The organism is Pseudomonas sp. GD04091 (genome assembly GCF_029836165.1).
GTDB lineage: Bacteria > Pseudomonadota > Gammaproteobacteria > Pseudomonadales > Pseudomonadaceae > Aquipseudomonas.
Genome location: NZ_JAOEBG010000011.1, coordinates 1 through 25,227, shown reverse-complemented (window position 1 = coordinate 25,227; position 25,227 = coordinate 1). Strand labels below are relative to the sequence as shown.

Annotated in this window: 20 protein-coding genes; 6 read left to right on the top strand and 14 right to left on the bottom strand. The window is 65.8% G+C overall.

All coding sequences use genetic code 11. The features are described 5' to 3' along the window. Positions 1 to 148: 148 nt before the first annotated feature. Entirely contained in the window at positions 149 to 2,068 is a 1,920-nt protein-coding gene (locus N7422_RS14985; protein ID WP_279807264.1) for a methyl-accepting chemotaxis protein, read from the top strand. 85 nt (positions 2,069 to 2,153) lie between these two features. Here the strand turns inward: N7422_RS14985 and ggt are convergent, their stop codons facing one another. From ggt to N7422_RS14970, 3 genes are all read right to left on the bottom strand, one after another. Beyond that, complete coding sequence (ggt, locus tag N7422_RS14980) at positions 2,154 to 3,821, bottom strand: gamma-glutamyltransferase (protein ID WP_279807263.1); 1,668 nt, start codon at positions 3,819 to 3,821, stop codon at positions 2,154 to 2,156. A 118-nt stretch (positions 3,822 to 3,939) separates the two neighbouring features. Next, a complete protein-coding gene (locus tag N7422_RS14975) occupies positions 3,940 to 4,836 on the bottom strand; it encodes a LysR family transcriptional regulator (protein ID WP_279807262.1) in 897 nt (298 codons plus the stop codon). A 118-nt stretch (positions 4,837 to 4,954) separates the two neighbouring features. Then, a complete protein-coding gene (locus tag N7422_RS14970; protein ID WP_279807261.1) occupies positions 4,955 to 5,545 on the bottom strand; it encodes an NAD(P)H-dependent oxidoreductase in 591 nt (196 codons plus the stop codon). A 160-nt stretch (positions 5,546 to 5,705) separates the two neighbouring features. Between N7422_RS14970 and N7422_RS14965 the strand changes: the two genes are divergently transcribed. Then, positions 5,706 to 6,020: a putative quinol monooxygenase gene (locus N7422_RS14965; RefSeq protein WP_279807260.1), complete on the top strand. Its 315-nt coding sequence runs from the start codon at positions 5,706 to 5,708 to the stop codon at positions 6,018 to 6,020. On the opposite strand, the gene N7422_RS14960 is transcribed toward N7422_RS14965, so the two are convergent. Further along, positions 6,010 to 6,774 carry a sulfite exporter TauE/SafE family protein gene (locus tag N7422_RS14960; protein ID WP_279807259.1) on the bottom strand — a complete coding sequence of 255 codons (765 nt, stop codon included), beginning with the start codon at positions 6,772 to 6,774 and terminating at the stop codon, positions 6,010 to 6,012. The genes N7422_RS14965 and N7422_RS14960 overlap by 11 nt on opposite strands. A gap of 77 nt (positions 6,775 to 6,851) precedes the next feature. On the opposite strand from N7422_RS14960, the gene N7422_RS14955 reads away from it, so the two are divergent. Then, positions 6,852 to 7,739 carry a LysR family transcriptional regulator gene (locus N7422_RS14955; RefSeq protein ID WP_279807258.1) on the top strand — a complete coding sequence of 296 codons (888 nt, stop codon included), beginning with the start codon at positions 6,852 to 6,854 and terminating at the stop codon, positions 7,737 to 7,739. Positions 7,740 to 7,760: 21 nt separating this feature from the next. On the opposite strand, the gene N7422_RS14950 is transcribed toward N7422_RS14955, so the two are convergent. Beyond that, entirely contained in the window at positions 7,761 to 8,168 is a 408-nt protein-coding gene (locus tag N7422_RS14950; RefSeq protein WP_279807257.1) for a type II toxin-antitoxin system HicB family antitoxin, read from the bottom strand. A 56-nt stretch (positions 8,169 to 8,224) separates the two neighbouring features. Next, complete coding sequence (locus N7422_RS14945; protein ID WP_279807256.1) at positions 8,225 to 8,407, bottom strand: type II toxin-antitoxin system HicA family toxin; 183 nt, start codon at positions 8,405 to 8,407, stop codon at positions 8,225 to 8,227. Between the two features lie 212 nt (positions 8,408 to 8,619). Between N7422_RS14945 and N7422_RS14940 the strand changes: the two genes are divergently transcribed. Continuing rightward, a complete protein-coding gene (locus tag N7422_RS14940) occupies positions 8,620 to 9,384 on the top strand; it encodes an aminoglycoside adenylyltransferase family protein (RefSeq protein WP_279807255.1) in 765 nt (254 codons plus the stop codon). An 89-nt stretch (positions 9,385 to 9,473) separates the two neighbouring features. Then, the gene (locus N7422_RS14935) at positions 9,474 to 9,818 is read left to right on the top strand and encodes a cupin domain-containing protein (protein WP_279807254.1); all 345 of its coding nucleotides are present in this window, start codon (positions 9,474 to 9,476) and stop codon (positions 9,816 to 9,818) included. Positions 9,819 to 9,961: 143 nt separating this feature from the next. Here the strand turns inward: N7422_RS14935 and mmsB are convergent, their stop codons facing one another. After that, the gene (gene mmsB, locus N7422_RS14930; protein WP_279807252.1) at positions 9,962 to 10,852 is read right to left on the bottom strand and encodes a 3-hydroxyisobutyrate dehydrogenase; all 891 of its coding nucleotides are present in this window, start codon (positions 10,850 to 10,852) and stop codon (positions 9,962 to 9,964) included. Between the two features lie 10 nt (positions 10,853 to 10,862). Further along, entirely contained in the window at positions 10,863 to 12,389 is a 1,527-nt protein-coding gene (locus tag N7422_RS14925; protein ID WP_279807251.1) for a CoA-acylating methylmalonate-semialdehyde dehydrogenase, read from the bottom strand. 134 nt (positions 12,390 to 12,523) lie between these two features. Here N7422_RS14925 and N7422_RS14920 point away from each other — a divergent pair, with 134 nt between their 5' ends. Next, positions 12,524 to 13,474 carry a LysR family transcriptional regulator gene (locus tag N7422_RS14920; protein WP_279807250.1) on the top strand — a complete coding sequence of 317 codons (951 nt, stop codon included), beginning with the start codon at positions 12,524 to 12,526 and terminating at the stop codon, positions 13,472 to 13,474. Between the two features lie 49 nt (positions 13,475 to 13,523). Here the strand turns inward: N7422_RS14920 and N7422_RS14915 are convergent, their stop codons facing one another. From N7422_RS14915 to recC, 6 genes are all read right to left on the bottom strand, one after another. Further along, the gene (locus tag N7422_RS14915; protein WP_279807361.1) at positions 13,524 to 14,015 is read right to left on the bottom strand and encodes an OmpA family protein; all 492 of its coding nucleotides are present in this window, start codon (positions 14,013 to 14,015) and stop codon (positions 13,524 to 13,526) included. A gap of 6 nt (positions 14,016 to 14,021) precedes the next feature. Beyond that, complete coding sequence (locus N7422_RS14910; RefSeq protein ID WP_279807249.1) at positions 14,022 to 15,293, bottom strand: diguanylate cyclase; 1,272 nt, start codon at positions 15,291 to 15,293, stop codon at positions 14,022 to 14,024. Next, positions 15,290 to 15,865 (bottom strand): YfiR family protein, encoded by a 576-nt coding sequence (locus tag N7422_RS14905; RefSeq protein ID WP_279807248.1) that lies wholly within the window; start codon positions 15,863 to 15,865, stop codon positions 15,290 to 15,292. The genes N7422_RS14910 and N7422_RS14905 overlap by 4 nt, the downstream gene beginning before the upstream one ends. Before the next feature lie 69 nt (positions 15,866 to 15,934). Further along, entirely contained in the window at positions 15,935 to 18,010 is a 2,076-nt protein-coding gene (gene recD, locus N7422_RS14900; RefSeq protein ID WP_279807247.1) for an exodeoxyribonuclease V subunit alpha, read from the bottom strand. Then, complete coding sequence (recB, locus tag N7422_RS14895; RefSeq protein WP_279807246.1) at positions 18,007 to 21,678, bottom strand: exodeoxyribonuclease V subunit beta; 3,672 nt, start codon at positions 21,676 to 21,678, stop codon at positions 18,007 to 18,009. Before recB ends, recD begins: the two co-directional genes overlap by 4 nt. Next, the gene (gene recC, locus N7422_RS14890; RefSeq protein WP_279807245.1) at positions 21,675 to 25,157 is read right to left on the bottom strand and encodes an exodeoxyribonuclease V subunit gamma; all 3,483 of its coding nucleotides are present in this window, start codon (positions 25,155 to 25,157) and stop codon (positions 21,675 to 21,677) included. Before recC ends, recB begins: the two co-directional genes overlap by 4 nt. Positions 25,158 to 25,227 lie beyond the last annotated feature (70 nt).

The window sequence follows — 25,227 nt, the reverse complement described above, 5'->3', positions numbered from 1 at the left end:
TTTCAGTAGGTTACAAATTTGCTGAAAAAGCGTTTCAGCTTCTCTACGCCTTGCCGATAAGTCCTACACAAATCTGCGGGCCCTCTGACAACAACAACGCCCAGCGATTGAGATCAAGTGAGCGAAATCATTTTCTGGGAGAGCGTGCATGAACAGCTGGTTCGCCAATATCAGCGTCAACCTCAAACTCGGCCTGGGCTTCGGCCTGGTGCTGGTACTGACCGGGCTTCTGGCCCTGACCGGCTGGACCAGCCTGGGCAGCCTGATCAACCGCAGCAACTGGATGAGCGACATCACCCAGCTCAACAGCGACCTGACCAACCTGCGCGTCGCCCGCCTGCAGTGGATGCTGACCAACGGCGACGACGCCTCGGCAGCCAACGTCCTGGCCAAGCTCGACACCTTCGGCAACCAGCAGCAGCACCTGCTCAACACCTTCAAGAGCCCGGAAAACCTCAAGCTGCTGCGCGAACAGGGCCAGAGCATCAGCGAGTACCGGGTCTCGCTGGAAAAGATGCGCCAGGGCTACAAGACCACCCTCGCCGCCCGCGATTCGATGAACCAGGCCGCCGCCCGCGCCAATGACGCCATCGAGGCGATCAGCAGCGCCGTGCTGTCCGCCCCCGAGAGCGATGCCAACCGCCTGGCCCAGTACCTGCTCATCAGCAAGGCCAAGCAGCAACTGGTGCAGGTGCGCCTGGACGTGCGCAGCTACATCGCCGACCTGACCTCGGAAGCCGAGCAAGCCGCCGTGCGCCAGCTGGAGAACGCCATGGGCGAGATCGACAGCCTCAAGCGCCAGCTGCCAACCGAGGCTTCGCGCATCCAGCAGTTCGAAAGCGCCGTGGTCGCCTATCGCGACGCCGTACGCCAGTTCCGCGACGCCACCGCCGCCATCGGCGTGGCCCGTGCCGAAATGACCGTGCAAGGCGCCGATATCGTCAAGCGCAGTGACGAGCTGTACAAGATCCAGATCGAGCGCCGCGACGATGAAAGCGTCCAGGCCCGCAGCCTGCAGACCGCCGCGACCCTGCTGGCCCTGCTGGTCGGCGTGCTGGCCGCGTTCATCATCACCCGCCAGATCACCCGCCCACTGCGCGAAACCATGGAGGTGGTCAACAAGATCGCCGACGGCGACCTCACCCAGAACCTGCGCGTCACCCGCCGCGACGAACTGGGTGCGCTGCAGCAGGGCATCGCGCGCATGGGCACCACCCTGCGCGATCTGATCACCGGCATCCGCGACGGTGTCACCCAGATCGCCAGCGCCGCCGAGGAACTGTCGGCGGTGACCGAACAGACCAGCGCCGGCGCCAACAGCCAGAAGGTAGAGACCGACCAGGTGGCCACCGCCATGCACGAGATGGCGGCCACCGTCCAGGAAGTCGCGCGCAACGCCGAGCAGGCCTCCCATGCCGCGACCAACGCCGACGACGAAGCCCGTACCGGCGACAAGGTGGTCGGCGAGGCGATCAGCCAGATCGAACGCCTGGCCAACGAAGTCCACCGCTCCACCGAGGCGATGACCCTGCTGCAGCAGGAAAGCCAGAAGATCGGCAGCGTCATGGACGTGATCAAGTCGGTGGCCGAGCAGACCAACCTGCTGGCGCTCAACGCCGCCATCGAAGCGGCCCGCGCCGGTGAGGCCGGTCGCGGCTTCGCCGTGGTGGCCGACGAGGTCCGGGGCCTGGCCCAGCGCACCCAGCAGTCCACCGAAGAGATCGAAGGCCTGATCGCCAGCCTGCAGCACGGCACCCAGCAGGTCGCCGAAGTGATGAACGGCAGCCGCAGCCTGACCGACAGCAGCGTCGAGTTGGCCCGCAAGGCCGGCGATTCGCTGGAGAACATCACCCGCACGGTGTCGAACATCCAGTCGATGAACCAGCAGATCGCCGCCGCCGCCGAGCAGCAGAGCGCCGTGGCCGAGGAAATCAGCCGCAGCATCCTCAATGTGCGCGATGTGTCGGAACAGACCGCCGCCGCCAGCGACGAGACCGCGGCGTCCAGCGTCGAGCTGGCGCGCCTGGGTGGTCACCTGCAGACGCTGGTCAGCCAGTTCCGCGTCTGACCCTCGAAGCATCGCGGGGCAAGCCCGCTCCCACGCATTGACCGGCGTGGGAGCGGGCTTGCCCCGCGATCATTTCACCCCGGCCCTACTTGACGATCATCCCCACCCCACGCCCACGCGGGTCCGACGCGGTCTCCAGCTTCTCCCCGGTCACCCGGATCGCCTGGATGTCGCCCATCTCCCAGCCCTGGTCTTCCAGCACGTAGCCCATCTTCTTCAATTCATCGGCCACCGGTCCGGTCAGCGGCGCGTAGCTGTCGTAGTAGATGGTGTCCTTGGGCAGCAACTGATGATGCACACGCTGCGCCGCCACCGCCTTCACCAGCGGCATGTCGTAATCGTAGAGGTTGTTCATCACCTGGAAGATCGAGGTGAAGATCCGCGAGCCCCCAGGCGTGCCCAACACCAGCACCACCTTGCCATCACGGGTCACCAGGCTCGGGCTCATCGACGACAGCATGCGCTTGCCCGGCGCGATGGCGTTGGCGTCACCGCCGACCACGCCGAAGGCATTGGCTGCGCCCGGCTTGGCACTGAAATCGTCCATCTCGTCGTTGAGCAGGAAGCCTGCGCCCTTGACCACCACGCCACTGCCGTAGTCGAGGTTGAGGGTGTAGGTGTTGCTCACCGCGTTGCCCTGCTTGTCGACGATGGAGAAGTGCGTGGTCTGGTGCGGCTCCAGCCCTGGCTTGACCTTGTCGGTCTCGGAGATGGCCTTTGGATTGACCTGGGCGGCGCGCTTGGCCAGGTAGTCCTTGGCGATCAGCTGGTCGACCGGGACCTTGGTGAAGGCCGGGTCACCGAGATAGTCGGCGCGGTCGGCGAACACACGCTTCTCGATCTCGGCCAGCAGGTGGATGTACTGGGCCGAGTTGTGCCCGACTCCCTTGAAGTCCGCCGCGCGGTCTTCCTTGATGCCCAGCAGCTGGGCCAGGGCGACGCCGCCGGAGCTGGGCGGTGGCGCGGTGTAGACCACGTTGCCGCGCCAGTCGATGGCCATCGGGTTGCGCCACAGGGCCTTGTAGTCCTTGAGGTCTTCCTTGGTGATCAGGCCCTTGTCGGCCTGCATCTGCGCCACCAGCAAATCGGCGGTCTTGCCCTGGTAGAACTCGCTCACGCCCTTGTCAGCGATGCGCTCCAGGGTCTGCGCCAGCTCCGGCTGCTTGAACAGCTCGCCGACCTTCATGCTGGCGAAATAGTCGTTGAAGTTGGTCGCGGTCTTGAACATGCCCTGGGCGTCGTCGCGGTACTGGTACTGCTTCTGGGCGACCTTGAAGCCATTCTTCGCATAGCCGACGGCCGGGGTCAGCAGCTCGCTCCACGGCAGCTTGCCGAACTTCTGGTGCGCTTCCCACAGGCCCATCACCGTGCCCGGCACGCCGGCGGCGCGGGCGCCGACCAGGCTGAGGTTCTCGATCACCTCACCCTTGTCGTCCAGGTACATGGTCTTGGTGGCGGCCTTGGGCGCCACTTCGCGGTAGTCGAGGAAATAGGGCTTGCCGTCGACGAACAGGGTCATGAAGCCACCGCCACCGATGTTGCCGGCTTCGGGGTAGGTCACGGCGAGGGTGAAGGCGGTGGCCACGGCGGCGTCCACCGCGTTGCCGCCCTTCCTGAGAATATCGGCGGCCACCTGTGCGCCATATTGATCAGGCGCGGCCACCGCGCCGCCTTCGAGGGTCACGGCAAAGGCGGAGGAACAGCTCAGGATCGCGACCCCGAGGGCCAGGGGCTGGAACATGACAATACGCATGCGCACTTCCTTGGTGTTGTTTTTGTTGATCAGTCATTAAGGCCGAAGCGTTTCGACTAAGCAAACACCGTAGGAAATTTCCGCCGTCAACGGGCAGACGCTGTCGCGATCAGGCAACTCAACTGGCGTAGGCCGCCAGCTTCTTCTGGATGAAATCGAGAAAGCACTGGATGCGCAGGGCCAGTTGGGTGTTGCGGTAGTAGACCGCGTGAATCGGTTGGCGGTAGCCATTGTTGTGCTCCGCGAGCAGCACCTGCAGGCGACCGCTGCGAATGTCTTCGTGGGTCATGAAGTGCGACAGGCTGACAATGCCCTCGCCGGCCATCGCCAAATAGCGCAAGGTTTCTCCGCTGGAGGCGATCAGCTGTGGACGAATCGCCCAGCGGTCGCCCTGGGCATGACGCAATGGCCATAGGTTGAGCGATTCGGGGGTACTGAAACCGAGCAGGCAGTGGTCATTCAGATCTTCGACCTTTTTCGGCGTGCCGTGCCGCGCCAGGTAATCAGGGCTGGCGAGGATCTGCACCGGGCTGCAGCCCAACGAGCGGGCGTGCAGGCTGGAGTCGGACAGTTCGCCGATGCGAATGGCCACGTCGGTGCTCTGCTCCAGCAGGTCGATGATCAGGTCGTCGGTGTTCAGCTCCAGCTCGATGCCGGGGTACTGCTGGCGGAACTCACCGATCCACGGCAGGATCGCGTGCAGCATGAACGGTGCGGCGGCGTTGATGCGCAGGCGCCCGGACGGCGTCTGGCGGTTCATCGACAGGCGCTCCTCCATGTCGTCCATCTGTTCCAGGATGACCCGCGCGCGCTCAAGGAAGAAACGCCCCTCCTCGGTCAGGTCCATGCGTCGGGTGGTGCGGTTGACCAGGGTTGTGCCGAGCTTGCCTTCCAAGCGCGACAAGGTCCGGCTGACAGCAGACGGCGTCTGGCCGATCTGCTCGGCGGCGGCGGAAATCGAGCCGCAATCGATGACGGCGACGAACACCTGGAGTTCTTCGGATCGGGTTTTCACGTGGGGGGCCTTGGCAGATGGATGCCGTGATTCATAGCGGTTGAGCGTCAACCCTGCAAGGGGGCGCCATGCGCCCCTTTCGCCGGCAAGCCGGCTCCCACAGGCCGTGTGTGGCCCATCATCGTGCCTTGCCGAACACCCGGTCCAGGTGCTGCTCGTACGCCGCCAGCACCGCCGGCACATCCGGGCGCTTCATCACATCGACGGCCAGGAAGGTCGGCAGGCCGCTCATGCCGAGGAACTGGTTGGCCTTGTGGAACGGGAAGTACACCGCATCCACGCCCTTGCCCTCGAAGAAGTCGGTCGGGTCGTCGAACGCCTGCTGCGGCGCGTTCCAGGTCAGCGACAACATGTACTGCTTGCCCTGGACCAGGCCACCACTGCCGTATTTCTGCGAAGCGTCCGAGCGGCTACGGCCATCGTTGGCGTAGAGGCTGCCGTGACCCGCGGTGAATACCTCATCGAGGTACTTCTTCACGGTCCACGGCGCGCCCATCCACCACCCCGGCATCTGATAGATCACCACATCCGCCCAGAGGAATTTCTCCACCTCGGCCTGGATGTCGTAACCGCCGTCGATGAAGGTTTCCTGTACGTCGAAGCCGGCACGGTCCAGATGCGCCAGCGCGGCATCGTGCAGGGTCTGGTTGAGGCGGCCATCGGAATGGGCGAAGCGTTTACCGCCGTTGAGCAGGAGGATCTTTTTCATGGAAGGGTCAGCCCTGAAGTGAAGTTGCCGACAGGTTAGGCATTCACGGGCATGGAAAACAGCCGCCGCCGGGCAAAATACATTTGCCCGCAAGTCACGAATGGTAAACACATTGTTGATTTAAACTCTGCCTACCCCATCACTCACAGGGACCTTTCCCATGAACGAGCAGTACGCCTTCATCCTCAAGGCCAAGACCCGCCCGGAGCAGTCCGAGGCTTTCGAGGCGTTGTTCCGACCCTATGTCGAGCCCAGCCGGCGTGAGCCTGGCTGCATCGAATACCACATGCTGCGCGACAAGGAAGACCCGAGCCTGTTCGTGTTCTACGAAGTCTGGGCGGACAAGGCCGCGCTGGACGTGCACTCGGCCTTGCCGCACATGGCCGCGTTCTTCGAAAGGCGCATGGATTACCTGGAGCGCGACTTCGAGATCCAGAGGATCGACATGCTCAGCGCCTCGTCCGCTAGCCGTTGATCAACAGGTGCACGCCCAGTAGTGCCAGGCCGATGAAAAAGCAGCGCTTGAACATCACCGCACTGATCCGGCCCCGCAACCACTGGCCGGCGAACATGCCGAGCAGCGCCGGGGCCAGCACCAGCAACGAAGCACCCAACGCCTGGCCATCCAGCACATCCTGCCCGGCCAGGCCGACGGCCAGCGCCAGGGTAGACACGCTGAACGACAGGCCCAGCGCCTGGACCATCTCGTCGCGGGACAGGCCCAGGCTCTGCAGATACGGCACCGCCGGCATGACGAACACCCCAGCGGCCGCCGTCACCACGCCGGTCACCAGCCCGCACAACGGTCCCAGCCACTTCTCCCACGGGCGAGCCACCCGCAAACCCGGTCCCGCCAGGCCGTAGAACGCATACACCAACAACGCCCCACCCAGTGCATGGGGCGCCCACGGGCCACTGTCGATTCCCAGCCAGAGACGGCCGAGCAAGGTTCCGACAAAGATCATCAGCAACATCGCGCCGAGACGTCGCACCAGCGCCAGCAGATGCCCCCCGCTCATCAACTGCCAAAGGTTGGTCAGCATCGATGGCACGATCAGCAACGCCGCAGCCTGCGCCGGGGGCATAGCCAGCCCCAGCAGCCCCATGGCGATGGTCGGCAGCCCGAGGCCAATCACGCCCTTGACCGCTCCGGCCACGAAGAAGGTTGTGATCACCAGCAATGACAGCATCGGGCCGATGTTCTGGTAAAACGCGAGCAAGGTATTCATGGGCCCATCCTGACGCGCTGCCGACCGGCTGAAAATCTGCCATATACTCAGCCAGGCTCTTGCATGGACAGAGGCAGATGCACTTCGACCTGACCGACCTCAAGCTCTTCCGGCACACCCTCGAGTGCGGGAACATCACCGCGGGCGCCCGGCGCAGCCATCTGTCGCTGCCGGCGGCCAGTGCCCGCATACGCGCCATGGAAGCGTCCCTGGGCATCCCCCTGCTCGAACGCAACCGCCGGGGCGTGCAACCAACCCCCGCCGGCCAGGCACTGTTGCAACATGCCCGGCTGATCACCCAGCAGGTCGATCGCCTGCAATACGACCTGGGGCAGTACGCCCAGGGCCAGCAAGGCCAGGTACGCCTGTTGTGCAACACGGCGGCGCTGACCGAATACCTGCCGGAACTGCTGGCCGGCTACCTGGCCGAACATCCCGCCGTCAGCATCGACGTCCAGGAACTGCCGAGCCTGCGCATCGTCCAGGCGATCACCGAGGGTATGGCGGACCTTGGCGTCGTCTCGAGCGCCGCCCCCATCGAGCACCTGCAGACCCGACCGTTTCGCGATGACCCACTGGTGCTGGTGATGCCGGATGGGCATCCGCTGGGCGACATCGGCACCCCGGACTTCAGCGCCAGCCTGGCTTACGGCCATGTGGGCCTGGGCGCCGACAGCGCCCTGGCGTTGCATCTGGAGGAACAGGCCTTGCACCTTGGGCGCCGCATGCAGGTGCGCGTTCGCGCCGAAGGCTTCGATGGGGTGATCAGGATGGTTGCCGGGGGGGCCGGGGTTGGCGTGGTGCCACTGGCAGCGGCGCGACGCTGGGAGGGCCTGCTGCCGCTGCGCAGGTTCGCCTTGCAGGAAGGCTGGGCGAATCGGCGTTTGCTGCTGTGCGCCCGGGATTTCGCGGCCTTGCCAGGTTACGCCGCGCTGCTGGTCGATCGGTTGAGCAGCCCCGCCTGAAACAGGACAGGGCTGCGGGGCTCAGTGACCCACGGCCAGTTCGCGCAGCGCCGCCGAGGCCAGGAAGCCGGAGCGCGAGGCATAGCGGTGATCGCGCTTCACCTTCTCGTCGATGCGCTGCAGCAGGTTCTCCGGCAGCGTGGCATTGAAGCGTACCGCCTTGCCCAGGTACGGGGTCACGTCGAAATCCACCACCGCCCAGATCCCGCCCGAGTAGTCGGGATTCTCCAGATGCACATCCACTTCCTGCGCCTGTGGCAGCGGCTCGCCATCGGCCACCAGCCCTTCGAAATGCAGCGCCAGGGCTTCCTGAACATTCTCCAGCGCCTGGGAGACGCTGGCGCCGGCCGAGAAGCAGCCGGGCACGTCAGGCACGCTCACGCCGTAGTCCGAACCTTCGTCCTTGTGCAGCACAACTGGGAATTTCATCGCTTGTCTCCATGGGAGTTCGAGTCGCCAGGACCACCCGGCCAACGCTACCGGCCTCATTTCAGGCCTGCCTGTTTCAATAGGCTGTGCACCGTGCCCCGGGGCAGATCGCTTTTCGGGTGAGGCACCGTCACCCGACCTCGCTTGAATGGGTGCCTGAACTGATGGTGGCTTCCTTTCACGTCCACTTCGTACCACCCATCCGCCTCGATGAGCTGGATAACGTCCCTGCTGCGCATTCATCATTCCTTTGGCAGGTGGTGTGTAGCGTACACATCAAAATGAGTGAAAACCATGCCAAATACACACGATGCACACCCACGCCGACAAGCGGCATTTTTTCCGCATGTCGCAAGATGTCGCGGGTTCACACGCAGGAAAGTGGCCCTTGCCGCAGCCAGCCCTGCGTCCCCACAATCGCCCCATGCCTCGGCAAGACAGGGAATTCGACATGCCATCGATCGACCCGCAACTGCGCGCCGCCCAGCAACTGCTCGCCCGTCTCCTGGGTGACCAGCTGCAGGCGATCCATCTCTATGGCTCGGCAGTAGCCGGTGGCCTGAAGCCCGAGAGCGACCTCGACCTGCTGGTGACCGTGGCGCAACCGTTGGATGGGGCAACGCGTCGGACGCTGATGCTCGACCTGCTCGCCATCTCGGCACCTCCTGGCACCCGCCCCGACCGGCGAGCGCTCGAAGTGACCGTGCTGGTGCACGCCGACATTCATCCATGGCGCTATCCGGCCCGTCGTGAGCTGCAATTTGGCGAATGGTTGCGCGAACCCTTGCTGGCCGGCGATTTCGAGGCTCCCCTGCTCGACCCCGACCTGGCCATTCTGCTGACCAAGGCGCGCCAGCACAGCATCAGCCTGCTCGGCCCCGCCGCCGCAGAGTGCTTCGAGCCGATACCACGCGCCGACCTTGCACAGGCGTTCCACGACACCCTCGCGCAATGGAATGGCCCCGAGGACTGGACCGGCGACGAGCGCACCGTGGTCCTTGCCCTGGCGCGCATCTGGTACAGCCTGGCGACCGGCGAGATCGCGGCCAAGAGCATCGCCGCCGAATGGTTGCTTCAGCGCCTGCCGGAAATCCATCGCCCGGTGCTCGCGAACGCCCGCGACGCCTACCTGGGCAAGGCTGCCGAACGCCTGGGAGAGTGGCCTGGGCAGGTCGCCGACTTCATCCACTACTGCAAGACGCACATGCCGGCATAGCGCGCGCAGACAGCTGGGTGTCGAACCCAGGCAACTGCCTGCCGGGCGATGGCCCTATGGTGATGCGTCACCTCACCTGGAGCCACGCCATGTCCGATTTCATCACCGTCCTGCGCGAAACCTGCCCGACCCCGGTGGTCGACGCGACCAAGTGGAAGCGCATCGGCGGCGACCCACACACCGTCAACCTCAATGCCTATCTGTCCGCCGACGGCAGCAAGATCATGGGCACCTGGATCTGCACACCGGGCAAGTTCGAGGTCAACTACGAGAAGTGGGAGTATTGCCACTTCCTCGATGGTTACTGCATCGTCACCCCGCACGGCGAGGAGCCGAAACACCTGAAAGCGGGCGACGTGTTCGTGATCGAACCGGGAATGAAAGGCACCTGGGAAGTGGTCGAGACGGTGCGCAAGTACTTCGTCTTCGCCTGATCAGGATTTGACCCGCTCGCACAGGTTCAGGCGGTGCCTGATGAATCGAGCGGGCAAAAAAAATCGCGGGGCAAGCGCCCTTCCCTCTGGTGCGCAGTTACAGAGGGAAGGCCACCCGGCCCGCGATCAATCCCACTCGCTCGTCAATCCTTCTTGCGATACCCCTCGACGATCGCCGAGAAATCCTTGCCACCCTCGCCGCGCAGGCTCATCGCCTGGTACAGCTGCTGGGCCACGGCGCCGAGAATCACCGGCTGGTGCGCCTGACGCGCCGCCTCGGTGGCCAGCCCCAGGTCCTTGAGCATCAGCTCGGCGCCGAAGCCGCCGGTATAGCCACGCGACGCCGGAGCGGTCTCGATGATGCCCGGCCAGGGGTTGTAGGTATCCGAACTCCAGCAACGCCCGGTCGAGCTGTTGATGATCCTGGCCAGCACCTGGGTGTCGATGCCCAGCGCATTACCCAGGGCCATGGCCTCGGACACGCCGATCATCGAGATGCCCAGCAGCAGGTTGTTGCAGATCTTGGCGATCTGGCCGGTGCCGACCTCGCCACAGTGCACGATATTGCGCCCCATCTGCTCCAGCACCGGCTTGAGGGTGGCGAACAGCTCGGCGCTGGCACCGACCATGAAGGTCAGGGTCCCGGCCGCCGCGCCGCCGGTACCGCCGGAAACCGGCGCATCGCCCATGTCGATGCCCTTGGCCTGCGCGGCCTTGGAAACGTCACGGGCGGTTTGCGGGTCGATGGTGCTGCAGTCCACGGTCGGGGTGCCGGGGCGGATGCCGGCCAGCACGCCGGTTTCTTCATCCAGGTACACGCCGCGCACATGGGCGGCGGCCGGCAGCATGGTGATCACCAGCTCGCTGTTGGCGGCGGCGTCTTTCGGCGAAGTGCTGACCTGGCCGCCCAGCTCGGCGAGCTCTGCCAGCACGGTCTTGTTCAGGTCGAACAGGTTCAGTTGATGCCCGGCCTTGATCAGGTTGCGGGCCATGGGCGCGCCCATGTTGCCCAGGCCGATGAATGCGATACGCATGACGAACTCCTTAGCGCAGGCTGATGGTGGTGTTCACACCGTCATTGACGCTGTCGTCATCGAACCAGCGGGCGGTGACGGTCTTGGTCTGAGTGTAGAACTGCACCACTTGCTTGCCGTAGGGGCCGAGGTCGCCGAGCTTCGAGCCGCGCGAACCGGTGAAGCTGAAGAATGGCACCGGCACCGGGATCGGGATATTGATGCCGACCTGGCCGATGTCGATCTCGCTCTGGAACTTGCGCGCCGCCGCGCCGCTCTGGGTGAACAAGCCGGTGCCGTTGCCGAACGGGTTGGCGTTGACCAGGGCGATGGCCTCATCGAGGGTGTCGACCTCGAGGGTGACCAGCACCGGGCCGAAGATTTCCTGGGTGTACACCTGCATGTCGGTGCGCACGCCGGAGAACAGGGTCGGGCCGACGAAGTTGCCCTGCTCGTAGCCCGGCACCTTCACGTCGCGACCGTCCAGTTCGAGCCTGGCGCCTTCCTTGATGCCGCTCTCGATCAGGCCCAACACCCGCTCCTTGGCGCGCTTGGAGACCACCGGGCCGACATCGGTGCCCGGCTCATTGCCGGCGTTGACCTTGAGCTTGCTCGCCGCGTCCTTGATATCCGGCAGCCATTCGCGAGCCTTGCCCACCAGCACCGCCACCGAAGTGGCCATGCAACGCTGGCCGGCCGCGCCGAACGCGGCGCCGACCAGGGCGTTGATGGTCTGGGTGCGGTTGGCGTCGGGCAGCACCACGGCGTGGTTCTTGGCGCCCATCATCGACTGCACGCGCTTGCCGTGCTGGCTGCCCAGGTTGTAGACATGGGTGCCGACCTCGGTCGAGCCGACGAACGAGATCGCCTTGATGTCCTTGTGGGTGCAGATCGCGTCGACCACCTGCTTGCCGCCGTGCACCACGTTGAGCACGCCGGCCGGGATACCGGCCTCCAGCGCCAGCTCGACCAGCATCATGGTCGACAGCGGGTCCTGCTCGGATGGCTTGAGCACGAAGGTGTTGCCGCAGACGATGGCCATCGGGAACATCCACAGCGGGATCATCGCCGGGAAGTTGAACGGGGTGATGCCGGCGCAGACGCCGATCGGCTGACGCAAAGTGTAGGTGTCGACACCGCCGGCGACGTTCTCGGCGAACTCGCCCATCTGCAGGGTGCCGATGGAGGCGGCGTGCTCGACCACTTCCAGGCCACGGAAGATATCGCCCTCAGCGTCGGCGATGGTCTTGCCCTGCTCGGCGCTGAGGGTCACGGCAATGCGCTTGCTGTGTTCGCGGATCAATGCCTGCAGCTTGAGCATGATGCGCATGCGCGCGCCGATCGGCGTGTCGCGCCAGGTCTTGAAGGCGCGCTCGGCGGCGGCCACGGCGGCGTTCACTTCCTCGACGGTGGCGAACGGCACCCGCGCCAGCACTTGCTGGGTCGCCGGGTTGACGATATCGCGCCATTCGGTGGTCTTCGACTCGACCCACTGGCCGTCGATCAGCAGCTTGACCTGCTCGACCTTGGTCTGGTCGGGGGTGTGCGGTGCGTTCATCTGCGCTCTCCTTGGAATTATTGTCGGAACGAAGACGCCTGCGCCCGGAATGGACACGGGGTGGCGTGTAGGGGCTGAGATCGAGTATAGATGTGCAAACATCCAACAAGAATGCACAAAAAATCCGGATCATCATGCAAAAAGACCTCACCTCCCTGAGCGCGCTGAACTGGGACGACCTCAAGTTCTTTCTTGAGGTGGCGCGCACCCGCAAGGCCAGCAGTGCGGCCAAGCGCCTGGGCGTGGACTACACCACGGTCTCGCGGCGCATCGCCTCACTGGAAGGGGCGCTGGGCACTTTGCTGTTCGAGAAGTCGCGGACCAACGGCTTCGTGCTCACCGCCGAAGGCCTGCGCCTGCTGAGCTACGCCGAGTCGATCGAAAGCACGCTGCACATGGCCTGCGAACAGGTGTCCGGCTCGGGCGTGGCGTTGTCGGGGCATGTGCGCATGGGTTGTACCGAGGGATTCGGCAGCTTCTTCGTGACCCCGCAACTCAGCCATTTCGTCGACGCCTGGCCGGCGATCTCGGTGGACATCCTGCCGTTGCCGCACTTCATCAGCCTGTCCAAGCGCGAGGCCGATATCGTCATCGCCCTGGAGCGGCCCGAGCATGGGCCTTACGTGTGCTGCAAGCTGTGCGACTACCGCCTGCGCCTGTACGCCACCCAGGATTACCTGGACAGCCACGCGCCGATCCGCGAGGTCGCCGACCTGGCGCGCCATCCATTCATCAGCTACGTCGATGACCTGGCGTTCAGCTCGGAGCTGCTGTACCTGGCCAACCTGATCCCCAATGCCAACGCCCACCTGCGCAGCACCAGCGTGATCGCCCAGTACACGGCGGCGCTGCAAGGGCGCGGGCTGGCGATCCTACCGTGCTTCCTCGCGGCGCAGGATCCTCGGCTGGTGACGGTGCTGCCGGAGGAGATCGAGGTGACGCGGCAGTTCTGGATGTACTGCCGGGAGGATCTGCGCAAGCTCAAGCGGATCACCCTGCTGTGGGATTACATCCGCGAGGTGACCGAGGCCAACGCGCCGTTGTTGATGGGCGAGACCCGAGAGATGAAGTTCGCTCAGGGTTGAGCGTGCGTATCATCGCGGGGCAAGCCCGCTCTGCCCCGCGATACGTGCATCAATCCGACGCCACCACGATCGACACCCGTCGGTTCTCCATACGTCCGGCGCTGGTGCGGTTGTCGGCCACCGGCTGGCTGCTGCCCATGCCGCGGGTCTGGATGTTCTGCGGCTGCATGCCGATCCCGATCAGCGCGCGGGCCACGCTCTGGGCACGACGCTCGGACAGTTGCTGGTTGTAGGCGGCCTTGCCCGAGGCATCGGCATGGCCGTCGATACGCACCCGCTGGATATCCACCGACAGCAACGCCTTGCCGATGCGTTCGACAATGTCCTCGCTCTGGCGGTTGAGGCTATCCAGGTCGCTGCCGAACAGCACTTTGCCGGACAGATCGAACGCCCACCCCTCGTCCGTCGGCGAGAAACCTTCACGCTCGAGCACGGCGACCTGCTCGGGCGTCAAGCCCTTGGGCGGCACGCTCTGGCAACCAGCCAGCGCCAGCAGTGTCAGTAGCAGGGCAAGCAACGGGAAACGCAGCAAACGGTCGATCACGGTTCAGCTCCTGTTCTTCACATCCGTGGCACAGCGTTCCGGCTGCGCCACTTGCCAATGGCCACGGCGATTGCGCTTGGCCTGGTACATCGCCGCATCGGCGGCATTGAGCAGACTGGCCGGGTCGTGGCCATCGTCCGGGTAATAGGCGATACCGACACTCAGCGAGGTGGTGATGCTGGTGCCATCCTCCAGCTGCACCGGCAGCTTCATGCTGGCGACGATCTTCTCGGCAATGCGCTGGGCATCCTCGCGTGAATGCAACGGGGTCAGCAGCACGGCGAATTCGTCACCGCCCAGCCGCGCCACCAGGTCATGCTCGCGCAGCTGCGCACGCACCCGGCTGGCAACGCTCACCAGCACCTGGTCACCCACCGCGTGACCAAGGCTGTCGTTGATCTGTTTGAAGTGGTCGCTGTCGAGGAACAACAGCGCCAGATGATCGTCATTGCGCGCGGCATTGCGCAGGCTACGGTTCAACCGGCCCTCGAAGAAGGCGCGGTTGGGCAGGCCGGTGAGGCTGTCGTGGCTGGCCTGGTGGGCGAGGCTTTCGTTCTCGCTCTGCAAATGACTGTGCCAGGCCTCCAGTTCATCGAGCAACGCGTTGAAGTCGTTGCCCAGCTCGTTGAGCTCGGCGATCTGCGTCTCGGGCACCCGCCGGTCGAAGCTGCGCTCGCGTCGCGCGGCGTGGGCGACGCTGGCCAGGTTGCGCAGCGGCCGGATGATATCGCCGAACAATCGACGTGACAGGTACAAGGCCAGCCCGGCGCTGAGCAAAGTGCAGATCAGGATGCCTACCAGCCCGCTGAGCAGGAATCGCACCAGGCTGCCGCCCTGCCCCGTCAACTCGATATGCCCGACCTTCTGGCTCATGTGCAGCACCGGCATGCTGATCGGCTCTTCCAGCAGACTGCGGGCCACCTGCGTCTGCAACTGGGCGATCAGCCCCTGGTCTTCGCGCTGCCAATGGGCGAGCAGGTCGCCATCGTTGTCGTACACCTTGGCATCGGCCACCTCCTCGGTGGTGGCGATCAGCGCCAGCGCTTCGTTAGCCGCGGCACTGTCGTCGAACACCACGGCGGCCTCGACGGTGTAGGTGATGGAGCGGGCGATCAGGTGCAGGTTGTGGTTGGCATAGACGCGCAACGCCAGCACCCCAAGCAGCGTCACCAGAACTCCGGCAAGCCCGGCGGCGAGCAAGGCAGCGCTCAGGTGTCCACGCCCGAGCACGGCACGCAAGGTGGGACGACTGAAGTACCTGGCTGCGCGTTTCATGGCTGGGCGGCCCGCCGTCGCGACAATTGCAGCACGCTGGGGTGGATGCGCACGCCGCTGCGCGCCACGGAGTCGAGGTTGACATCGAAGGCCACCTGACCGTCTCTGATCCGCAGGCAGAACAGGCTGCCCACCGTGCAGGGATCATCGGCCTCGCTGATGCTCAGCACCGGGTGGCCACTGACCGTCTGGAACAGCCGCTCACGCTGGGCCTTGTCGAGCTTGCCGATGTACACCGCATCGCAGGCATTGGCCACGCTCGGGTCGTTGGCCAGCAAACGGCGCACCTGCAGAGGATGCCCGGAGTGCTGCGTGTTGCCTTTGATCAAGTCGTCGGCGTATTCGGTGGGGCCGACCAGGCACAGGCGCAACGGATTGGGTTCGGCGGGCCAACGCGCGTAGCTGAGGATCCCCAGCACCACCTGGGTAACGGCCCGGGCCCGCTGTTGCGCCAGGGCATCCGGCACGGCGCCAGCCGCCCAGGCGGGAGTACCGATCAACAACGGCGTGGCCATCAGCAGCGCGAGCGCACAACCTGTCACTCGTCCCAGGGCCGAGACAGCCACTGTCATGAAGGGAAATCTCACAAAAAGTTTCCGGATATTGCCGCAACGATAGCATATCGGCGGCAAACTCCAGAGTCAGACTTGTTCCAGCATCAACCCTGAAACCCGCCGCACCTTGCGCCCTACCGCCTCCTCGAAGACCCCGGCGCGCGGCTCGATCAGGCTGAAGCAATGCTTGGCCCGGGTGATGCCGGTGTACACCAGCTCCTTGGTCAACACCGGGTTCAGCGCATCGGGCAGCACCAGCGCGGTATGGCTGAACTCGGACCCCTGGGACTTGTGCACGGTCATCGCGAACACGGTCTCCACTTCACCGAGGCGACTGGGCAGGACGAAACGCACCCCGCCGCTGCCGTCGTTGCGCGGAAACGCCACGCGCAGCAGCGCCTCGCCGTGCTCGTCCGGCAGGCGCAGGGCAATACCGATATCGCCGTTCATCAGGCCGAGGCCATAGTCGTTGCGGGTCACCAGCACCGGGCGCCCCTCGTACCAGGGCTGCTGGCTGTCGATCAACCCGGCGTTGTGCAGCACCCGCGCCACCCGCTCGTTCAGGCCCTCGACGCCCCAGGCCCCTTTGCGCACCGTGCACAGCAACTGGAACGCCTCGAAGCTGCGCAGCACCTCTGCCGCCCACTGCTCCCAGCGCGGATCGTCGGCGGTCGTGCCCGGCGGCGGGCGCAGGCGCCCGATGCTGCGCAGGTAGCCACGATAGCCTTGCGGCCCATCGGGGCCCTGGCCAAGGCCGTCGAGCAACAGGCGATCGAAGCGCTTGTCGTGTTCGCCGCCAAGCGTCAGGCAGAAGACATCCGCCGGCTGGCTCGCCAGCAACGCGCGGGCATCCTGGGCCTGCTGCCGATTGACCAGACGCGCCAGCTGGCCGATACCGCTGCCCTCGCCGAAACGGCGCGAATGGCGCAGCATCACGATCTGCTGGGCAAGCGGGTTGCGCTGGCCGTCACCCGGCTTCAGGCCGATGTTCGCCAGAGACTGCCCGCCCACCTGCTCCAGCCAGGCCAGGGTCTGCGGCCAATAGCAACCATCCTCGGCATCGCGGCACAAATCGCCCAGTACCGCCCCGGCCTCCACCGAGGCCAGCTGGTCCTTGTCGCCAAGCAGCACCAACCGTGCGTTGGGCGGCAGGGCGTCAAGCAGGTTGGCCATCATTTCCAGGTCGATCATCGAGGCTTCGTCGACCACCAGCACATCCAGCGGCAACGGATTGCCCGCGTGGTGGCGGAAGTGGCGCGAGCCTGGGCGGCTGCCCAACAGCCGATGCACGGTGCTGACCTCGGTGGGGATCTGCGCCCGCACCTCGCTGCCCACCTGCAAACGCTCCACCTGCTGGCCGATGGACTCGGTCAGGCGCGCCGCGGCCTTGCCGGTCGGGGCCGCCAGGCGGATACGCAGGGGTCGGCCCTGTTCGACTGCGGGGCCTTGCAACAACGCCAGCAGCCGCACCACGGTGGTGGTCTTGCCGGTCCCCGGGCCGCCGGTTATCACACTGAAGCCGGCACGGGTCGCCAATGCGCAGGCCAGCTTCTGCCAGTCCACCTCCCCGTCCGCCACGCCATTGGCGAACAGCTGCGACAGGCGAGCCTCCAGGTCGGTCGGCTGCGGCAGGCGGCGTGCCAGGCGTTCGTGCAGGGCACTGTCGATACGGCGCTCATAAGCCCAGTAACGACGCAGGTACAAGCGCTCGGCGCTCGACACCAGGGGCCGGGCGCCTTGCCCGGCGCCATCGCCGTCGGCCACCAGGGCGCTCTCGGCGATCCGCCGCAGCCAGGTATCCAGGTCAAGGCCGGCCAACAGTTGCGAGGGCAGCAGCAGCGGCCCGGCCAGCGCATCGCCCTCCGGTGGCAGTGACAGGGCGAAGTCCGGCTCGGCCAGGGTCTGGCGCAGATCGAGGCAGACATGCCCATGGCCCAGTTGATGGCTGGCCAGCGCTGCCGCCAGCAGCACCAGGGGATCGCTGCCCGGGGCGCGCTCTTCGAGAAAGCTCACGAAGGCCCGGTCCAGGGCGCGCAACCAGCCACGCTCCACCCAGCGATCGAGCAACGCCAGCAGGTCGTGGCTGTGCTGCAGCGGCGCCAGGGCGCCAAGGTGCTCCGCCTGCAGGGGCGTGGGCAGCAGATCGTCGAGTTGGCGGGTCATGGGGCGGCTCCGGCAAACAGGTCCTGTTGTTCGGGTTCATGCTCACCCCGGAACATCGCGTCGAGCTGCTCGATCAGCGCCCGGGGTGGCCGCGCATGATACAGCCCGTGGCCGGCCGAGGTGACACCACGCAGGAAGATGAACAGCGCGCCACCGACATGCCGGTCGTAGTCGTAGTCCGGCAGGCGCGCACGCAACTGGCGATGCAGGGCCAGCAGGTAGAGCACGTACTGCAGGTCGTAGCGATGGTCGAGGATCGACTGCTCCATGGCCAGGCCCCCATAAGCCTCGGCATCGGGGCCCAGCCAGTTGGACTTGTAGTCGGCGACGTAATAGCGCCCGTCGAGCTCGAACGCCAGGTCGATGAAGCCTTTGAACATGCCGTTGAGCAGGGTCGGCTGCGCGGCCGGGCGCGCGGCGCCGCCATGGGTGTGGCGTGCGACCAGGTGATCGAGACGCACGGCGTCGACCTGGTGACTGGCGAACCAGAACTCCATTTCGATCTGGTACTGCTCCAGCCCGGCCAGGGTCAAGGTGGCACCCTGCAGGGGTATGGGCTGAACCAGCAGCTGCTGCAGCCATTGTGTCAGCGTGGGGATCCAGCCGGTCCAGTCGCGTCGGTTGCAGCGCCGGCCCACGGTGCGCTCGATCGCCCCTGGCTGGGCGCAGACCTCGGCGAAGCCTTCACGGCCCGCCCATTCGAGCAGGCCGTGCAGGAAGGTCCCAGGGTTCGGCCCTCGCGGGAAGCGGTGGATATCGCCCGCCTCGGCAGGCACCTCGCGCAGCATCTGGCTGTCCAGCACCTCGTCGTCCAGCAGTTGCTGGGCCAGGGAGCTGTCGGCGACGAGGGTCTGGTCGCCCACCCGCAAGGCGCTGTAGGAGGCGATCCACCAATGTTCCGCGGCGGCGCGGCGCGGCTTGCGCGGTGGCAGCAGCTCGCGGTGGCTTTCCGGCATGCTGTAGCGCTGCGCGCCGACCTCGGGCAGCGGCCCCCGGGTGATCGCCGGGTTGCCTGCCACCAGGGCCTGGAGCCACTCGCTCAACTGGCCCGAAGCCGGCAGCGGCAAACCGCCGCCGAGCAGGTACCCCAACGCCGAGCGGTGCAACTGCGAGCTGCGCTGGGTACCGCGCTTGAGGTCGGCGACGCCCAGCCAGCAGGCGTACTGGGCGCGGGTCAGGGCGACGTAGAGCAGGCGCAGGTCCTCGGCCAGGCGTTCGTCGTCGGCGCGCTCGATCTGTGCCGCATCCGGGGTCAGGGTCAGGTGCGCAACACCGTCATCATCGTGCCAGCCCAGCGGCAGGCGCTGGCCATCCACAGGCTTGCTGGTGCAGATGAACGGCAGATAGACCAGGGGATATTCCAGGCCCTTGGACTTGTGGATGGTCACCACTTTGACCAGTTGCTCGTCGCTTTCCAGGCGCAGGATCTGCTCTTCTCCCGCCTGCCCGGCATTGGCCAGGTGCTCGGCAAGGTGGCGGATCAGCGCCTGCTCGCCATCCAGCTCGCCCGCCGCCTGCTGCAGCAGCTCGGCCAGGTGCAGCAGGTTGGTCAGCACGCGCTCGCCATCGCTACGTCCCATCAGGGCGCGCGGCAAGTGGAAGTCGTGCAGCAGGCGCCGCAGCATCGGCAGCACGCCCTGGCGCTGCCAGGTGTCGCGATAGCGGCGAAAACGCATCACCCATCCCTCCCAGACCCGCTCGTCCTGGTTCAGGCGCTCCAGTTCGATGAGCGGCAAGTCAAGGGTCAGGCTGGCCAGCGCGGCCTTGAGCAGGCGCTCGGAATCCGGCTCGGCGCAGGCCTTGAGCCACGCCAGCAGGTCGTGGGCTTCCTGGGCCGCGAACACCGAGTCCTTGTCCGACAGGTACACGCTGCGTACATCGCGGGCGGCCAGCTCGGCTCGGATCAGCTGCGCTTCGCGACCGTCGCGCACCAGGATGGCGATATCCGACGGCAGACAGGGGCGCAGCTTGTCGGCAGCATCGGCGAACCCCGTGACGCCTCGCTGCCCGCCATCGAGCAGGCCGACGATGTGACTGGCGCAACTGGCCGCCAGCTGCTGGCGATACAAGGTGCTGGAGACCGGCTCGTCGCTTTCCAGCTGCCAGCAGTGCAAGGCGGCGCTGGATTGCCCATCGATCAGCAACTGTTCGCTCCGGCCCTTGGCGCGCACTTCGACGAAAGGCAACGGGTTGTCGCCGTGGGCACGGAACAGAAAGGCGCCGCGGCCCTGGCTGCGTTCTTCGGCCTGCAGGAACACCCGGTTCACCGCCGCGACCATGGCCTGGCTGGAACGGTAGTTGGTGTCCAGGCTGTGCAGACGCCCGGCAGTGGCACGGCGCGCGGCCAGGTAGGTGAAGATGTCGGCGCCCCGGAAGGCGTAGATCGCCTGCTTGGGGTCACCGATCATGAACAGGCCGGTCTGCGGGTTGTTCTCGCCGATCCGGTAGATGCGCTCGAAGATGCCGTACTGGACGGGGTCGGTATCTTGGAACTCGTCGATCAGGGCGACCGGGAACTGCTCGCGGATCAGGGCCGCCAGGCGCTCGCCAGCCTCGCTGCCAAGTGCGTGTTCGAGGCGCAGCAGCATGTCGTCGAATCCCATCTCGGCACGCCGACGCTTCTCCGCCTCGAAACGCGCCGAGACCCAGGCGGCGGCATGCTCCAGCAGGCGGGCATCCGGGCTCGCCAGGCCCTGCAGCTGCTCACGCAAGGTTTCCATGGCATGCAGCGCTGGGTGCTCGGGCGGCGCGCCGGACTTCCAGGCTTCGGCCAGGCCAGCGGGGGTCAGGCGGGTGAAGCCGGTGCCCAGGTCCAGTTCCATGGCCTGCTCGTCACCGGCCCAGGCGCGCAGCTTGTCGAACCAGGGCTCGAAGTAGCGCGCCTGCAGCTTGCGGCCATCAGCCTGCTTGGCGGCCACGGCATCGCGGCAGATCTGCTGCAATTCATCGGCCCAGGCACGCCAGGGCGACTTGATCCGCGCCAACTGCTCGGTGCGCTGGCGCAGTGTCGCTTCGATCAGCGCCTGCGGACTCTGCTCGTCCACCTGGCCACGGACGCGGCCGAACAGCGGCCTGATCCTCGGCAACAGCGCATCGGGGCTGCCCCAGTTACCGCGCACCCAGGCCAGCGATTCGCCACGCATGCCATAGCAGAAGCGCCGCCAGTAGTCGCGCATGACTTGGGCCAGGAGCTCGCTATGGTCGGTTTCCAGGCTCTGGGTGAACAGGCTGCCGCTGTCGAACGCGTGCTCGCGCAACATGCGCTGGCACCAACCATGAATGGTCGAGACAGCAGCCTCGTCCATCCACTGCACGGCGATTTCCAGGCGGCTGGCGCAGCGTGGCCAGTGCTCCTGTGGATAATCGTCGCGCAGCAGGTGCAGCAGCGGGTCGGCGTCTTCGAGCTCGCCCCGGAAGAAGCGCGCGGCTTCGGCCAGCCGGGCCCGAATGCGCTCACGCAGCTCCTTGGTGGCCGCGTCGGTGAAGGTCACCACGAGGATCTGCGCAGGCAACAGCTCCCGTCCGAAACCCTGCTCGCCGCCGTGGCCGAGGATCAGGCGCAGGTATAGGGCCGAGATGGTGAAGGTCTTGCCGGTACCGGCACTGGCCTCGATCAGCTGGCTGCCGTGCAGGGGAAAACTCAGCGCCAAGGGGCGGGCTTGGTTCATTGGGCGCTCTCCGGGTTACCCAGGGTCTGCCAGGGCGCTGCGAACAAGGGACGATACAGGGACTCGCACCAACCCTCGAAGGTCTCGTCGACGGTCATTGCGGCGAAATCACGGTACTGCCGAGCCAGGGCCAGGCTTTCGCTGCGCTCACCGAAACTGTTCTGGCCATCGCCCTCGTAGGCGCGAGCGGCAGCGGCGAGGGCCTTGTCCGGATCCTCCTGGGCCAACCAGGCGAAGGCGGTCTTGGCCGCCACGGGCAACGGGGCATTCATGCCGGCCTGACGGGCCAGCATCAGCTCGCCCAGTCGCTGCGCCGCCTCGTCCTGGGGTAGCGGGGCCAGCAGCAAGGTCAGGTCGCTGGCGACCAACGCACTGTTCAGTGGATATCCCGAGGCGCAGGCGGCCAGGTGCATGACCCAGGCCGGAACCAGGCGATGCCATTTCAGGCTGTTGCGCCCGGCGCTCAAGGTATTGGGGACGGTGGCGATGCTCAACAGGCTCTGGTCCTCGGCCTGGTACACCCGACCGAGCCAGCCTTCCAGGCGGTGCGCCCCCTGCGTGAAATGGATCGGCAGAGCGCCCTCGACCAGCGTCGGCCAGCGCTGCAGCAAATGCTTATGGCGCTGCAGCAGGTCCGGCAGGGGCTCGATCAGCTCGGCCTGCAGCGCCTCGCCGAATCCGGCCAGGGGCAGCAGCCCGCAGGCCTGGAGGCGCCGGGCCTGGGCCTGCAACGCTTGCTCGGCGTTGTCCGGATCCGCCAGCGCGGCACCGAGCAGGCTCTCGCTCAAGCCATAGCGCTGCAACGCATCGAGGGCGAATGGCTCTTCGTCGGGGGTCGGTGCCTCCAGCGCCTCGAAGAACACCTTCAGGCGCTGACTGAAGAAGTGCCGCACAGGGTGCCGCAGGAAGTCCTGCAACTGCACCAGGCTCAGCGGCTCGTCACTGCAAAAGGGCGACAGCGCAGCTTGTACGGCATCGGTATCGTCTTCGGGCTGGTGCAGGGCCAGCCATTCGTGGGCGAAGCTGAACAGCGGGCTGCCTTTCTGGAAGTAGCGCTGGCTGAAAGGCTGCAAGGGGTGCTCCTGGGTCAGAGCATGCAACAGCTGCTGTCCGTGGTCCTCGCGCTGTCCGTCTTTGGCGCCCGCCAACCGCCAGCCGGCGGCCAGGTGATCGCGCAATTGCCCGATCAGCACCGAGGCCGGACGCTCGCTGTTGTCGCGGATGCTGCGCCCGACCCAGCTGACGTAGAGCTGATCACGCGCCGACAGCACGGCCTCGAGCAACAGGTAACGATCGTCTTCCCGACGGGAACGGTCGCCCGGACGATAGTCGTTGGCCATCAGGTCGAAATCCAGCGGCGGCTGGGCGCGGGGGTAATCGCCGTCATTCATGCCCAACAGGCAGACCACCCGGAACGGGATGGCACGCATGGGCATCAGCGTGCAGAAGTTCACCGAGCCGGCCAGGAAGCGCTGGGACAACTTGCCCTGATCCAGCCCCGACAGCCAGGCCTCGCGCACCACGGTGAGCGGCAGCAGATCCTGCAGACCGACCGCCTCGCAGGTCTCCAGCCAGGTGTCGCGCAGATCCTGAAGCTGTACCAGGAGCAGTTCGTCGTGTTCGTTTTCGGCCAGGAAGAACACCTGCAGCAAGGCATGCAACCGCGCCCCCCACTCCGCCGCCGACGCAGGCAGGGAAAGGGTCTGGCAGGCGATATCCAGCGCGTCGAGCAAGGCCACCAGTGGACCGATCAACGCCGCATCCAGCCCGCCGATCTCGTCATACGGTTCGATGCCATCACAGGCCTCGCCGACGCCGACCGCGTAACCCAGCAGCATGCGCCGCAGGCCGAATCGCCAGCTGTTCTGCTCCAGGCCTGCGGGCAACCCGAGGGTGGCGCGCTGTTCGGCGCTCAGCCCCCAGCGGATGCCGGCGCCTTCGATCCAGCGATGCAGCGTTGGCAGATCGCTTTCCTGGATGGCGAAGCGGGCGCGCAGCGCCGGCACGTCCAGCAGGTCGAGCACTTCGCTGACCGCGAAACGGCTGTCGGGCAACTTCAGCAGGTGTTCCAGGGCGATCAGCAGGGGATCGCGCCCCCGCTGGCCCTGGTCGGTCAGGGTGAAGGGTATGTAGCGCGGGTCGCTGCGTTCGAGCTGACCGAACACCGCCCGAATATGCGGCGCGTAGGTGTCGATCGCCGGCAGCATGACGATGACGTCACGGGGGCGCAGCGTGGGATCGGCACTGAAGCGGGCCAGCAGCTGATCGTGCAGGATCTCCACTTCGCGCTGCGGGCTGTGGGCGATATGGAAACGCACCGAGCGGTCTTTGTTCGGATCGACAACGGGCCATTGCTCACGGGTCTCAGCCAAGGGGCGAAGCTCGAGAATATCGTCTTGCAACTGGTTGAGCAGGGTCTGCGGTGCACCTTCGCTGAACAGGTCGATGCGGCCGTCGCTGAAGACATTCTGGTAGCTGCCGGGATCGTCGTAACTGTCGAGCAGGTTGATGTAGTCACGCCCTTGCTTGCCCCAGGCAGCCAACAGCGGATGGGCGTGCTGGTGCAGCAGCTCATCGTCCAGTTGCAGGGGCATGCCTTGCTTGCGTTGCTGGCGCTTGTACTGATGGCGCAGCAGATCCTTGTCGGCGACGATATCGCCCCAGTGATGGCGGCAGGGATTGTGCACGCACAGCAGCACCTGGCTGAAACGTGCCAGGCCCGCCAAGGCCTCCAGGATCTGGGCTGGCAGCGACGATATGCCGAAGACGATCAGACGTGCTGGCAAGCCTGCGGGGGCCTGTTCGAGGCCGTTGATCCGTTCGATGAAGCGTTGGTGAACGCCTGCGCGGCTTTGCGCCATGCCCTCTTCGCCCACATCTTCGAGCAGGATCCTCCACAGCTCGGCCTGCCAGCGGTTGCCGCTGGCCAGGGGCTTGCGCTCGCCACGTGCGGTGTTGAGGACATGGGCACCCTGCGCCCAGTCTTTCAGCCAGTCGGCGCGATAGACCTGATACTGGTCGAACAGATCAGCCAGGCGCTCGGCCAACTGGTAGCGCTTGCGCAGGTCGCCGTCGTCGGTGAGGAAGCGGCGCAAGGGTTCGAAATGCGGGCGCTCGATCACCTCCGGGAGCAGGCGCATCAGGCGCCAGGTCAGGGGCGCCTTGTCGAGCAGCGAGACCTCGGGGATCTCGTCGCGGCCCAACACGCGGCGATACAACTGCCACATGAAACTACCCGGCAGCTGTACATCGATGGCTGCGGCGATACCGCAGCCGCCTTGATCATCGTCCTGCGGGTCCTCGGCCAGTGCCAGCTTCAGCCATTGGGCGATGCCGTTGCTCTGTACCAGGGCAATCTCGTTTTCCAGGGGGGCCAGGGGATAGCGACGCATCACACTCACCACCAGATTGCGCAAGTCATCCAGGCGGTTGCCCTGGACGATCATGAAACCTGGATGCAATGAGGTGGTATTGGCCATTGGGTATTCTCTGAAAGACAGGCGGTCCCGCCGGGGAACCATATCACGGGCGACTCTTTTCCGATCCGGA